At 35.9% G+C, this 13,586-nt stretch carries 16 protein-coding genes and 1 riboswitch; of the genes, 2 read left to right on the top strand and 14 right to left on the bottom strand.

What is annotated here, in order from left to right:
* Window positions 1–2: 2 nt before the first annotated feature.
* From metK to Q0W95_RS03285, 9 genes are all read right to left on the bottom strand, one after another.
* A complete protein-coding gene (gene metK / locus Q0W95_RS03325; protein ID WP_297789979.1) occupies window positions 3–1,172 on the bottom strand; it encodes a methionine adenosyltransferase in 1,170 nt (389 codons plus the stop codon).
* A complete protein-coding gene (gene ispF / locus Q0W95_RS03320) occupies window positions 1,172–1,648 on the bottom strand; it encodes a 2-C-methyl-D-erythritol 2,4-cyclodiphosphate synthase (protein ID WP_297789977.1) in 477 nt (158 codons plus the stop codon). Before ispF ends, metK begins: the two co-directional genes overlap by 1 nt.
* Complete coding sequence (gene ispD / locus Q0W95_RS03315) at window positions 1,648–2,352, bottom strand: 2-C-methyl-D-erythritol 4-phosphate cytidylyltransferase (RefSeq protein ID WP_297789975.1); 705 nt, start codon at window positions 2,350–2,352, stop codon at window positions 1,648–1,650. The genes ispF and ispD overlap by 1 nt, the downstream gene beginning before the upstream one ends.
* Entirely contained in the window at window positions 2,345–3,448 is a 1,104-nt protein-coding gene (locus tag Q0W95_RS03310; protein ID WP_297789973.1) for a PIN domain-containing protein, read from the bottom strand. Before Q0W95_RS03310 ends, ispD begins: the two co-directional genes overlap by 8 nt.
* A 10-nt stretch (window positions 3,449–3,458) precedes the next feature.
* A complete protein-coding gene (locus tag Q0W95_RS03305) occupies window positions 3,459–3,938 on the bottom strand; it encodes a CarD family transcriptional regulator (RefSeq protein ID WP_297789971.1) in 480 nt (159 codons plus the stop codon).
* Between the two features lie 90 nt (window positions 3,939–4,028).
* Window positions 4,029–4,928 (bottom strand): YegS/Rv2252/BmrU family lipid kinase, encoded by a 900-nt coding sequence (locus tag Q0W95_RS03300; protein WP_297789969.1) that lies wholly within the window; start codon window positions 4,926–4,928, stop codon window positions 4,029–4,031.
* A 136-nt stretch (window positions 4,929–5,064) separates the two neighbouring features.
* Window positions 5,065–5,838, bottom strand: coding sequence for a hypothetical protein (locus Q0W95_RS03295; RefSeq protein WP_297789967.1), 774 nt, complete (start codon window positions 5,836–5,838; stop codon window positions 5,065–5,067).
* Window positions 5,839–6,522: an ABC transporter ATP-binding protein gene (locus tag Q0W95_RS03290; RefSeq protein ID WP_297789965.1), complete on the bottom strand. Its 684-nt coding sequence runs from the start codon at window positions 6,520–6,522 to the stop codon at window positions 5,839–5,841. It abuts the gene before it with no gap.
* Window positions 6,509–6,880 (bottom strand): GntR family transcriptional regulator, encoded by a 372-nt coding sequence (locus Q0W95_RS03285; RefSeq protein WP_297789963.1) that lies wholly within the window; start codon window positions 6,878–6,880, stop codon window positions 6,509–6,511. The genes Q0W95_RS03290 and Q0W95_RS03285 overlap by 14 nt, the downstream gene beginning before the upstream one ends.
* 135 nt (window positions 6,881–7,015) lie before the next feature.
* Between Q0W95_RS03285 and Q0W95_RS03280 the strand changes: the two genes are divergently transcribed.
* Window positions 7,016–7,768 carry an ABC transporter ATP-binding protein gene (locus tag Q0W95_RS03280; protein ID WP_297789961.1) on the top strand — a complete coding sequence of 251 codons (753 nt, stop codon included), beginning with the start codon at window positions 7,016–7,018 and terminating at the stop codon, window positions 7,766–7,768.
* Window positions 7,761–9,392, top strand: coding sequence for a hypothetical protein (locus tag Q0W95_RS03275; protein WP_297789959.1), 1,632 nt, complete (start codon window positions 7,761–7,763; stop codon window positions 9,390–9,392). Before Q0W95_RS03280 ends, Q0W95_RS03275 begins: the two co-directional genes overlap by 8 nt.
* 33 nt (window positions 9,393–9,425) lie before the next feature.
* Here the strand turns inward: Q0W95_RS03275 and thiT are convergent, their stop codons facing one another.
* The 5 genes from thiT to Q0W95_RS03250 all read right to left on the bottom strand — a co-directional run.
* Window positions 9,426–9,971 (bottom strand): energy-coupled thiamine transporter ThiT, encoded by a 546-nt coding sequence (gene thiT / locus Q0W95_RS03270; protein ID WP_297789957.1) that lies wholly within the window; start codon window positions 9,969–9,971, stop codon window positions 9,426–9,428.
* A 25-nt stretch (window positions 9,972–9,996) separates the two neighbouring features.
* Window positions 9,997–10,087, bottom strand: a riboswitch (TPP riboswitch).
* Window positions 10,088–10,117: 30 nt separating this feature from the next.
* On the bottom strand, window positions 10,118–10,375 hold the full coding sequence (locus Q0W95_RS03265; RefSeq protein ID WP_297789955.1) for a hypothetical protein: 258 nt from the start codon (window positions 10,373–10,375) through the stop codon (window positions 10,118–10,120).
* Between the two features lie 52 nt (window positions 10,376–10,427).
* On the bottom strand, window positions 10,428–11,588 hold the full coding sequence (locus tag Q0W95_RS03260) for a lipopolysaccharide biosynthesis protein (protein ID WP_297789953.1): 1,161 nt from the start codon (window positions 11,586–11,588) through the stop codon (window positions 10,428–10,430).
* 18 nt (window positions 11,589–11,606) lie between these two features.
* On the bottom strand, window positions 11,607–12,728 hold the full coding sequence (locus tag Q0W95_RS03255; protein WP_297789951.1) for an EpsG family protein: 1,122 nt from the start codon (window positions 12,726–12,728) through the stop codon (window positions 11,607–11,609).
* Between the two features lie 122 nt (window positions 12,729–12,850).
* A partial coding sequence (locus Q0W95_RS03250; RefSeq protein ID WP_297789950.1) for a C39 family peptidase occupies window positions 12,851–13,586 on the bottom strand: 736 nt, incomplete at its 5' end.

The raw sequence follows: 13,586 nt of genomic DNA, 5'->3' as shown, positions 1-13,586 counted from the left end.
TCCTAATATTTTTTCAAGTCCTCAACTTTATCAAGATTTTCCCAAGTAAAGTCCTCTTCGCTCCTACCGAAATGACCAAAAGCGGCAGTTTTCTTAAAGATAGGTCTTTGAAGATTTAACTTGTCTATTATAGCTTGAGGTCTAAAGTCGAAGTTTTCCTTTACTATTTCAAGAAGTCTTTCATCATCATACTTGCCAGTTGCAAAGCTATCTACATAGATGGATAGAGGTTTAGCGACCCCGATAGCATATGAAAGACCGATTTCTAATTTATCAGCAAGACCTGCTGCCACCATGTTTTTAGCTGCATATCTTGCCATGTAGGCTGCAGACCTATCAACTTTTGTTGGATCTTTTCCAGAAAATGCACCTCCACCTGACTTAGAATATCCACCGTAAGTATCTACAATAATCTTTCTTCCTGTAAGCCCGCTATCTCCCTTAGGTCCGCCAATCACAAATTTGCCTGTTGGATTTACATAGATTTTAGTATCATCATCCATCAATGACCCATCAATTACAAAATCTATAACTTCTCTTATGATGTCTTGCCTAATCTTTTCTAGGCTAACATCAGGACTATGTTGGGCAGATATTACGATAGAATCAATCCTTACTAGCTTTCCATCATCATATTCTACAGTTACTTGGCTCTTGCCATCTGGTCTTAAATAGGAAAGGATGCCTTCTCTTCTTACTTGACTAAGCCTTTGTGAAAGTTTTTGGGCATACACAACTGATAGAGGAAGGTATTCATCACTCTCATTATCTGCATAGCCAAATACCATTCCTTGGTCTCCTGCCCCTATCTTATCATAATAATCGTTACTATTATCATAATCTTGGGCTTTGTTTACCCCTTGAGCGATATCTGCTGATTGCTCGATAAGGGAGGTAAGGACTGCTACATTTGAATAATCAAAGCCCAAAGATGGATCATCATAGCCTATTTCTTTTATAGTCTCTCTTGCAATTTTTTCTATCGGTGCGTAGGCTGTTGTTGAAATTTCTCCAACTACAAGAACAAGACCTGTTGTTGTTACAGTCTCGCAAGCAACCCTAGAATTTTTATCCTGTCTAAGGCACTCATCAAGAATTGCATCAGAAATCTGATCGCATACCTTGTCGGGATGGCCTTCTGTTACAGATTCACTTGTAATAAGTTTTCTCATTATTTATCCTCCTCCAAAAGCACTACAGCTCTTGCTTCTATTCCTTCACCCCTACCAGTAAAACCTAGTTTCTCACTGGTGGAAGCTTTTATACTTATGTTTTCTATATCACATTTTAGATGTTTAGCCAAAATTTGTCTAATCTCTTCTCTAATTGGAGCAATTTTAGGCATTTCACAAATAGTTACAGTATCGAGATTGCCTATTCTATATCCTCTTTCTTCCATGAGAGCAACAACCCTATCCAAAAGGTCAATCGAATAAATATCCTTATAAGCAGGGTCTGTATCTGGAAATAGATTGCCAATATCTGGTAGGCACAAGGCTCCCAAAATGGCATCCATTATAGCGTGGGTAAGAACATCTGCATCTGAATGTCCCAAAAGCCCAAGCTTATAATCTACCTTTAGACCTCCTAGAACTAAATCTCTTCCTTCTACCAACTTGTGTACATCATAACCAATTCCAATTCTCATTATACATCCTTTTTTGCCCCAAGAAATGCATTAGCAAAAATAATATCTTCTTGGGTTGTTATTTTAATATTTGAATACTCTCCATGCACAACCTTGACAGGTTCATCCCTATCAAAAAACTCAAAAAGTTGAGAGTCATCTGTTACCTTAAACTCACTTTTAATATATTCTTCATACATGGCAAAAATCAACTTCTTGTCAAAGGCTTGAGGGGTCTGAATATTATAAACATAGTCCCTATTAGGTGTAAAATCAACATACATTTTATCATTTACAATCTTAACTGTATCCTTAGACTTTGTCGCTGTGATTACGGCTTTGTTTTCTTTAAGGCTTTCTATAGTTTTTAGAAAAAGCTCTCTACTAGCAAAAGGTCTTACCCCATCGTGGGTTAAGACCAAATCACTTTTTTCACTTAGAGCCTTGAGACCTTCAAAGGTAGAAAGCTCCCTAGTGTTTTTTCCATATACATACCTTATGTTCCTATCGTATTTTTTGAGGATTCCCTTGATAAGCTCCTCATCATCAGGTCTTATCACAAGGATTAGCTCATCTATTTCTTTTATCTTAGTTATGGTATCTAAGGTGATTTCCAAAATCTTTCTCCCACCTACTTCTATGTAGGGTTTGTTCACTTTAGATCTCATCCTAAGTCCTGATCCTGCTGCTGTTACTATGCAGGATAAAAATTTATTTTCAATCATTCTTGTACCTTACAAATATCATTCTTCCAGCCGATGTTTGCAAAACTGATGTTACAGTCGCATCAATAGTTTGGTCGATATATTTTACCCCATCTTCAACAACTACCATTGTTCCATCATCCAAATATCCTACTCCTTGGTTTTTTCCCTTACCTTCCTTGATCACATCAATTCTCATCATCTCTCCAGGAATTACTACAGGTTTTAGGGCGTTTGCCAAATCATTTATATTTAGGATTGGAATACCTTGAACATCAGCAACCTTGTTTAGGTTGTAATCGTTGGTAAATACTTTCCCATTCAAATCTATGGCAAGCTTTAGGAGTTTGGAATCAACTTCTTTGATATCTTTATAATCCTTGTTAGTTATCCTCAACTTAATCTTGTCATTTTCCTTAATCTTATTTATTATATCAAGACCTCTCCTTCCCCTTTCTCTCTTCAAGTCATCTGGGGAGTCTGCTATGTGTTGGAGCTCTTCTAGGACAAACTCACTTACAACAAGCTCTCCTTCTATGAAGTCTGTTGCTATAATATCCAAAATCCTTCCATCAATTATAACAGAAGTGTCAAGGATTTTAGGACTAGCACTATGCTTTGACCTATCAAAGATAAAGCCCTTGGTTTCCTTAATTTCCTTACCCTCTTTTCTTTGGAAAATTCCTAGGATATCATCTGCATTATTTGATGCAACTCTCCAACCTAAATAGCCTAGCCCGATATATAATAAAATAGATAATAGCACAAAAATTAAATTACCCACATAAGGTAGGGTGAGTTGGGTTAGGGGGCTGGTTACCAAAGCTGCTATCAAAAATCCTAAGATAGATCCAACGATTCCAACTATAAGTTTATTTGCTGGAAGTTCTTTCAAATTGTTTTCAAATAAGTTAAATCCTTGTGAAAATTTATAAGAAAATCTGTCAGTCAGGATATAAAAAACTAATGCTCCCAATAAGGCTGCTGCTATGTGTGCTAAAATTGGCAAAAAGCCGGCTCCTGGTAGTAGGTCCATGCCGGCATTAACTAACCTTAAAAGCACAATTCCAAGAACAGCTCCGATTATTGAAAGCACTAATCGAATTATTCTTTTCATTTACTTCTCCTTAGAGTCCTATAGACTCATCTATCATTGCTTCTGCTTCTTCTTTTTTTAGAGAACCCGCCATTACTAGCTCGCTTGCAAGAATCCTTCTTGCCCTATTTAAAAGTTTCTTCTCTGTTGTAGAAAGACCCTTATCCTTATCCAAAATAGCCAAATTTCTAACCATTTCTGCTACTTCGTAGACATTGCCAGTCTTTAGAATTTCTTGGTTTTGTCTGTATCTTACAGTCCAATTGTCGCTCATATCTGTTGGATCTTCATCAAGAATCCTAAGCACCCTGTCTCCTTCTTCTTTTGTGATGACATCCCTTATATTCATATCATTGATTTTGCTAGTAGGAATTGATATATCCATATCTCCAATAGGCATCTTGAGGATGAAATAATCTTTCTCTTCCCCCAAAAATTCCTTTTTTTCAATTGAATCTATCGTCCCTGCACCATGCATAGGATATACGATCTTATCGCCGATTTTAAACATTTTTACCTCCTAGGTTCTCTATTATATTATATCCTATTTGGAGGCTTTAGTAAATGTTGACTGAATATTATATCGCATTTTTCTTTACTTTCAATCTTTTAGACCAGTTTTTATTGAAATTCTTTTTTTAATAATCTCGATTTTTGCATCAAGGCTTGAACCTCCATACTCTCCATCGAGCGACCAGGATACTTCTTTATCGGTTTTTATCCTAAAAGTTGAGGCCTGTCTTAAAATAACCATCTCATTTTCTTTCTTGGTGGTTAAAGCAGAGATAATTTTGTTAAAGTCAGCTAAACTTTTTGGTTTCCTTACCATGGTTAGTTCAAAAATCCCATCGTCTAATCCAACATTATCTCCCAAAATATTGGTAAATCCACCAACCGAGTAAGAGTTTGTAACCATAAAGTGGACAAAGTCGCCCTCTATTTCTTCTTCATCAAAAAAAACTTGAGCATGGTAGGCATCCATAGATTGGATTGGCAAAGCCTTCCTAAGACCTTCAAAAACATAGGCACTTCTGCCAAAAATATTCTTCAAGTCCTGGTCTGTATTAAAGGAAACCTCTGATATAGTCCCAAAGGCAGCCACATAGACAAAGTATTTATCGTCAATCTTGCCTATATCTACAAGCTTGCTTTTTGCTTTTACTGCCATTCTCGTAGCTTCCTTGATATCTGTGCTGATATTAAGATTTTTGGCAAAATCGTTGGTCGACCCTGTTGGCACATAGGCAAACTTTGGTGAAATTCCTGCCTTTACAGCCCCTGATATAACCTCATCAAGAGTTCCATCTCCTCCAGCCACCATAATTCTATCGTAATTTTTGCCGATTTTTGCCACAAGCTCTCTGGCATCCCCACTTTTTTGGGTCGCATAAAAACTTGCTACATAGCCCTTGCTTGACAAAAAATTAATTATCCAATTCATATAATCCCCAATCATTTGTTGACCACTATTAGGATTATAAATAAACAAAAGTTCTTTCATAATAACTCCGAAATATGTATTCTTAGAGATAATCGTACTTTATTTTCAGCAATTTAAAAGAGCCCTATTTTATTTAATAGTTTCTATTTAAAAGCTAGAACCAAAAAGCCCCCACCGGATGGTAGGGGCTATATCCTTAGGCTACTGAAAGTTTCTTTTTGTGGAAGTATTCTGTGGCAAAATATAGAAGGGCTAGCTCAAGGATTACAAAAATAACAAAGATATAATTCATTTCAAAGCTATTTATGCTGACCTTTGCTCCCTCATATATACTGGCACTGACAGAATATTGGGCAAATAATTTTATTTGTATAAAATTTTCAATTATCACTAGACAAACCGCCACAAAGGTTGACCCTAACTTTCCAAATCGTTTGAAATAGTAGGAATTTCCAATACTCAAGGCCGCCATCATAGTTAGAGCAATCATTAGCCCGAAGACAAATATAGAAAATATACCCTTGACTGCCACCATATACTGGTCATAAGTCATAAGACTTAGCACATTCTTAATCTCTCTAAAAAATTCGGCAAATTTAGTCCATTTGTTGGTAAAAGGTGCTACTAAGAAAATATTTACCACTAAGACAAGGTTCATGAATATTCCCAAAATCGTGTAATTTAGTAGCCTAGCAAGGCTTATTTTCCTTGTACTTGCTGGATAGGTTGAGTAAAGTGCAGCATATTTGCCGTAGAACCTGTCATTATCTCTTAGGACAAGAATTATCAAGCCTATGAAAGGTCCTGTGACTAAGATTGTTATAGATATAACTGTTATTATGTTAAAACCATCTATTCCCGTAAGATGGGTCAGTTTAAGTCCCGTCAAAGCTCCAATCAAAGGGATAAAAAGCCAAGGCAAAATGGCAAAAAAGTCTTCTTTTAACAATTGTTTGAGTAAATTTTTCATCTAAATGACCTCCGTAAAATATTCTTCGACACCCATCTTGTGTTTTTCTCTAATATCATCTACTGTTTCATCGACCAAAACTCTTGCTTGGTCTATGAAAATCGCCCTATCAAGCACTTTTTCTATTTCTCCTATAAGGTGCGTTGATATTATCAAAAGCCCCTCATAGTCAAAGTTATCTATGATTGTTTGGAGGATAATTTTTCTTGATTTTGGATCAATTCCACTCATTGGCTCATCTAGGATATAGACCTTGCTTTTTCTTGAAAGGCTTAGGGCTATTTGGATCTTATCTTTCATTCCCTTAGAACATTCCTTGATTCTTAAATTTTTATCTATAGCAAAATCACTTACCATCTTAAGGAATTTATCCTCATCAAAGTCAGCAAAGAAAGATTTATATAGACTTCCCACCTTATAAACTCTAAGTGAGCCGTCAACAGGCAAATGGTCTGGCTGATAGGAAACTAGGTTGTTTGTCTCATCTCCTGGCTTTTTATTATTAATTGTTACTTCTCCCTTATAGTTTCTTTCAAGACCTGCAAGAATCCTAAGCAAAGTTGTCTTGCCAGATCCATTTTCTCCAAGAAGGCCAACAATCTGACCCATTTCTAAGGTCAAGTTTACCTTGTCGATAACCGTGCGTCCCCCATATTGCATAGTCAAGTTTTTAATTTTTATCATAATTTTCCTCCCAATATTTACTTAACAAGTCCAAGGACTCTTCTTTTGTCAAATTTAAGTTCTCACATCCACCTATAAAGTCATCTGCCAAAAGCTCGAACGACTTGTTTGATAGCTTAGTAACCAAGGTCTTGTCTTCTGTAACAAACCTGCCAGCCGTTCTCCTACTTTCACAAAGACCTTCTCTCTCTAACTCTTGGAGGGCTCTTTGGACTGTGTTAGGGTTGACTTCATAAGCCTTTGCCAAATCCCTTACTGGAAGGATTTTTCCTCCTGGTTTCCAAGCACCTACAGATATTTTTATCCTAAAATCTTCGAGGAGTTGGAGGTAGATGGGTTTGTTATTGTCAAATTCCATCGTAATTCCTTTCTTTTGTATTATTGTATTATTATCTTAATACAATAATACCATTTCTAGTAAATTTCTGCAAATTTTTCTTAAAACTTTTTGCTCCCCCCATTTTTTGTTATAATGGACGTAAAGGAGTCAACTATGAAATTAATTATAAACAACTTGACCAAGTCCTTTAGCAAAAAAGAAATATTGAATCAGGCTTCTTTTACTTTTGACCAAGGTTTTGTATATGCTCTACTCGGACGAAATGGTGCTGGTAAGACAACTTTATTTAAACTAATTAACGAATCTCTGGATAAGGATTCTGGGGAGGTTCTTCTTTCTGAAAATGGAAAGACAGAACCGATAAGCTTTAAAGATATATTCTTTATGGTAAGCGAGCCAGAACTTCCTAAGTTTCTTACTGGCAGGGAATTTATCAGCTTTTTTATTGAAGCTAATCGTGAGAATATTAAAGATTTAGGGACTATTGATGACTATCTAAAGCTAGTAGACCTTGAGGTTGATGATTCGAACAGACTTATACAAGATTATTCGACTGGTATGAAAAACAAGCTCCAAATGATCATGTTTTTGATTCTAAAACCAAAGGTAATCCTCATGGATGAGCCTCTTACAAGCCTTGATGTCCTAGTCCAAGTTCAGATGAAAAAAATTATTAGAGAAATCCACAAGGACCATATCATTATTTTCTCAACCCATATCCTCCAACTAGCTAAGGATATTTGCGATAAAATCGTCCTAATTCACGATAAAAAATTAACTCCAGTTGATGGCCTCCTAAAGGATGATCCAAACTTTGAAGATACTATAGTAAGTCTTTTAGCTAGCGATGCTGAGGCAAGCGAAATAAAAAGAATCGAAGAGAATTTAGGGGAAAGTCATGAATAAGAGTCTAAGAACTTTTTCCCTAATCAAAAAAATAGACCTCGCCAAGGCAATTAATGGCATGGTCTACTTTATTAGAAAAACTCCCCTCCTGGGTAAATTTTTGGGAGATAAGTATAGGTTTTACGAGTTTAAACAAATCGTCTATATGCTTTATCCACTCTTTGCCCTTATTTGGCAAGTAATTAAATCAGCTCTAGCTTTTGGAGTCGCTATTATTCTTATGACAAGTTATAATAAATTTGCTCTAAAAATTTTAGGAAGCAATGAAATTATCGTAAATAATATGGCGGGCTTAACTTTTAACGAATACACAGCAAGCCTTCTCGTACCAAGCTTTCTTTATATAGTTATAGGACTTTTTAGAAATATGATTGTCGATAATGGTAATTCTATCCATGAACTTTTCACAAATTTTTCTATAGATGCCAGGGATATTTTCAAAGCCTACCTCTACTACGAACCAATCCTACGTTTTGTCGGAAGAAGCCTTGTTTTTGCAATAGCCTTTTACTTTTTTGCTGGACTTTCCCCTATATATTCCCTCGCTATGAGCCTTGCTATCTTATTTATAGAATTAGCTAGTTCTATATTTTGGATGAATCGAAGTCTAAGATATGAAAAAAGTATCTTGGATAATGGATGGATCCCAGTGCTTGCTATAATAATTCTTCCAGCTTCTATGTATCTAGGAGATATCTACCTTGCTATACCAGCTCGCTATTTGAGCCTCGGGACTCTCGCCTTAGCCTCAGTCGCCTTAGGCTTTTCCCTTACTTATATGAGAAATTTTCATGCTTATGGGGCTGTAATTGAAAAAGCAAGCAGAAAATATGAGCTTAGCATGGATACCATCAAGGATACTCAGGAAAATCAAATAAAAATCAAAGAAAAAAATCTAGGCCAAGAAAAAGTTAAGGGTGAAGGTTTTAAGAAATTAAACAAACTATTTTTCCTAAGACACAACAGACTCATAAGAAAGCCAATCTTAATCAAAACTGGTATCCTTGTAGCAGTCGGCCTTGTTATAGTAGCCTTACTGTCCAAATATGGCTATAGTGGCGAAGATAGCTTGAATACAATTGCTGCCTTTATGATCCCCCTAATCATGTATATGCTATTAAGGCAGGATAATATAATAAGAAGTATGTACCTAAATTGCGACCAAGGCCTTATGCCTTATGGTTTTTATAGGGATAAGAAAAATATCCTAGCCATGTATAAGGAAAGATTTATCTCTCTTTTTAAAATAATGGTTCTTCCTAGCCTTATCCTTATTGGAATTTACCTTCTTGTAGCAAGCTTTGATAAGACTATAGACCTTAATCAAAAGATTTTGACTATAATTTACATCTTAATTTTGGACTTGTTTTTTGTAAACTTGCCTTTGATGGAATACTATCTCTTCCAACCCTTCAACAGGGAAGGTCAAAAAACTGGAAAAGCAGTTATGCTAATAGACGGACTCGTCTACGCTTCGGTATTTTTCATCCTCCCTCAAATCACAAGCAAGGTTTCTTATGGAGTCTTTTTGATAATTATGTCAATCTTTATCCTAAGTTTCATAATCCTAAGCCAAGTTTTAATCTATAAATACGCACCAAGTACCTTTAAAATTAGAAATTAAAAAGTCGGCGAGAATAAGCTCACCGACTTTTTTTTATATTCTTTGCAAGTCTTTTGTTATTACATTTCTTAGTAGGTAGATGATTATTACAGTTATAACAAATTCTACTGCCAAGTAACTTGCATTGTAAATTATTGAATACATCCAAGGATTTTGTCCTTCTGGAGCGTAGGATGCGAAAAATATAGCTCCTGTCAAAGTATGGGCAACCATCCTTAGGGCAATTCCTAAAAATGTTCCATACAAAACTGGTTTGATGCTTTTAGTTTTTTCAAATTGACTGGCGAAGATTCCAGCAAGACCCAAAACTCCAAAGGCTACTGGATAATCTAGTAGGGCTTGGACTGGATGATAAACAGAACCACCAAAAAGCAATTGGATAAAGCCATAGACTGCTCCAACTACAACTCCTGGAAGGCTTCCATGTCTTAGGGCAAAGATTATAATAGGAATCATTTCCCCAGCTGTTACTGAACCACCTTGTGGCATAGAAAAAACTTTAATATAACCTAGTACAAAGGCAAGAGCTATGCAAAGTCCACCTTCGACTAGCATTTTTACTGTCCAATTTTTCTTCATAAAAATACCTCCTTACACAAATGTTAGCGAGGTATTGGCACTTACCTCCGCCAGCATTACCTGGATCAGGTTAAGGGTATGTTCTCAGCCATTAGTAGGCACCCCTAGTGTACTTATATGATATTATTTTTTATAATTTTTGCAAATCAGAAGTCCTCCAAGACTTCCTTTAGAACATAGCCTATGTTTCCATTATAATCAACTAGGGCATATTTATCATCGCTTGTCTCGATAACTTTTACTACCGACCCCTTTTCCAATTCATCAAAGGCTTTTAAGTCTTTAGGACTTTGGTAAAGACCTGTATCTTTCTTGACCCTGTAGGAAAGCTCTGGGCTTATCTCAAAGTTTACTTGCTTATCACTTCTAGGGCGTATTTGTATATCTTGTTTTTGGTAGGCCACTTCCTTGCCACAAGCTGTAAGGACAAGGACAAGAAAACCTACAAATATTTTCTTATTTATCGTAAATCACCCCTAAGACTTCAGCGCCCATCTCTTCAATTTGCTTGATTTTTTCAAGAAGGTCGCTCTTCGTTGCGTGTTTATCGTTAACAACAATTATCTTATAATCCTCATATCTTAGGCTTATTATAGGACCGAGTCCCCTAAGACTAGATTCATTTATCATAACATAGTTGTAAGTATCTTTTAATTCATAGATTTTTTCTTCAAAGGCATAGGAATCTAATATCTGGTCAGATTTTTCCCTTAATTTTATAAAATCAAACCCCTTATACCTTAAAATTTTAACATCTTCAGAGCTAGATTGGTATTTCTTATCAACATTAATGTTTTCGCCCATGGAATCAATAAGACAAAGACCGAGTGAAGTCGACATTGTGATGGCAAGTTTTTCAGAAAACTCGTAGGTAGACTTTTGCTTATTAAGAGAAGTTATTCCTATTACTGCATTTTCTGTGAGATTGTTAATCATAGTCTTTGTTGTGTAAATTGCAGCCTTTTCATCAGCATCCAAATCTCCAAAAACTCTAACACCAAGCTCTTTAATATCGTCTGCATCCCTTATGGTATCTGATAAAATTTCCTTTAAAATTGTCAAAAGAATCCCCAAAAATGCTCCACAAACAAGACCCGCTACCGAAAAAATAATTCCCTTTACAAGTCCAGACTTGCCAACTGTTGGCTTTTGGAGGTATTCAATGTTATCTAAATTCAAGAAAGTTTTAGCATAGGTCCTAAACTCTTCTGTAATGAGAGTCAGGGTATCCTTAGCCCTATCTTTGTTGACATCTGTGTAGGTAAAGCTTATAACTCCAGCTTGGGGATTAACATCACTTTCCAAGTTTTTCTTAATATCCACATCCTTAGACCCACTTGGAAGTTTCTCTGAAACTGCCTCATAGAGATCGGATGATTCCAGAAATCCCGCATAGATATTAGCAAGTTTTTCGTTCAAAATTATATTATTATAGCCAACAGGGTCTCCCTTTTGGACTCCTGTTATCATCAGCATAGCATCTGCCTGGTAAGTCTTTGACATTTTTAAGATTGTCTGTGATAAAACTAGGGCAAAAACTAGGATAGCAGGTGTTAGGATTAAAATTATATTCCTCTTTGCTGCTTTTAATAATTGATAAGTTGTTATTTTTCTCATAAGTTCCTCGTTTATTTGTTAGCTTAGTGAATGTATAGCACTCTTGTTAGTAAAGAAAAAGTCGTAGGCGGGAGCTTTTGCCATAAGAAAACCAGCATAAGGCAAGATAAAAAATATTATTGATAAAATTAACAGAAAGTAGGCTAATTTATCTATTTTTCTAGCTTCCTTCATAAGTCTTGGCACGAAAATCACCTGATAAATCGCAAAAAAGTTACCAAACCTAAAGGCTATAGCTGTAGATGACCTAAAGACTAAAAACACTATAAGACCAAACCAAATAGCCTTACAGCTTACCTCCATCATCGAATTCTTGTCAAAAGAATATTTAGAAAAATACATGACAGAAAGGATAAAGAGAAATAGTCCAAAAAGTATCCTAGGATCATAGATTTTCATTGGAAAGGCAAATATCCCACCAGAAAATACATAAGTGTTTAACTTGCTTGATATTACCCCAAGTCCCACAGCTGATGTGATAGCTCCAACTATGTTAAAGACTACCATTGAAAATAGAGATACTCCAAAGGCAAGGGCAAGGCTTATGGTTTTTATAGCATTTCCCAACCTAAACCTAGAGACAATCAAGAAAGGCAAAATAATCATAGCCGACTTGTGGAAGGCACAAGCAAAGGCAAAAAAGAAAATAGCCCTTCCGTAGTGTTTTTTCACCAAAAAGTATGAACTCAAAAATCCAAGCCCTATAGCTGAAGCAGTCCTTGATGTCTGCATATCAAACTGGATAAAAATCGGCAAAAACACTATTGCCGACAAGAAAGGATTGTCCGATTCTTTGATGGTTACATAAGCTATTGGAAGGATAGAGCAAATGTTCATTATGACTATAACCCATTGTCTGGAAAGACCTAAAAAGTTTATCCCAAGAGCAAAAAACCTAAAGGCAAATTCCACAGGATAGGTAAAATCAAAAAGTCTCCAATAGTCCTTATCAAGGTGTTTCACAAACCACAAGTAGTTGTAGTAATCGGCATCCCCCGACCCCCTCGTAGCCGCAAAGACAAACATTATTAAAAACATCAGCCCTGCCGCAATATTTGATTGTTGTTTTTTCTTAAAATCGATGCTAGAATTAATTGCAAAAAGCAAGAGCTCGATTGATGTAAATAATAAAAATCCCATATACCTTCTCTCTTAATAGTATTATAACATGAATTTATTAAAACTAATAAGGAAATTTGCCCCTTTAATTTGATTTTTAGACAAAAAAGATGCTATAAGAAAATCTCATAGCATCTAATGACCTATTTTTTTATTTGCCAAGCAAATGTAACTTCTTGCTTTAGTCTCCAGAAAGGTTGTTTAACTAGGGTATTTTTCTCCAAATAATATGGATCGTTTATCAAGAAATACCCATCTTTGTATGAATCTAAGACCATGAAGTGGCCATCATCTATATAATGTCCAGGTCCAACTCTTACTATAACTGGACCTTCATTCAAGGCTTGAATAAGAGCTTTTTCATTTATGGTTACTTCGTAGGTTCTTAGTCCATACCTTTTTGGATTTTCTATAATATACTCAGAATCTGTTCCATCATGGATATAATCTCTTGCATCTATTGCTGTTGTGGTTGGATAGATATCATTTCTGTTTAAGGCTCTGTTTAAGGCCATAGCCATAGCTGTTGGTCCACATCCATAGCCTCCCATAGTTCCACCAGAATATCTAATTTTGGACCACCTAGGATCTCTTTGGTTAAAATACGGAGTTTTCCTATTGAGATATTCACTAAAGCCTGGTCTGAACATTCCTTTAGTTCCAGGTGTTGCTGGAAGCTTGCTTACATTTCCTATGAAAGTTGCTTCACCCCTAGAATTAATTCTATATTTCTTAAAATCATATGTCTTAACCATGTCTGTAATAAGGTCGTGGTAGGATCTTGCAAAAATATAAGTTTTTCCTTTTATAACGTGAAGACCTATCGCAGGCTTTCCATCAGCAAAGTAGTACCTATCTCCTACCCATCCTCTGGCAAAT

Origin of the sequence: uncultured Anaerococcus sp., assembly GCF_947253225.1 — a bacterium.
Classification (GTDB): domain Bacteria; phylum Bacillota; class Clostridia; order Tissierellales; family Peptoniphilaceae; genus Anaerococcus.
Note: the sequence above shows the minus strand (reverse complement) of the source record. Positions and strands in the feature narration are given on the sequence as shown.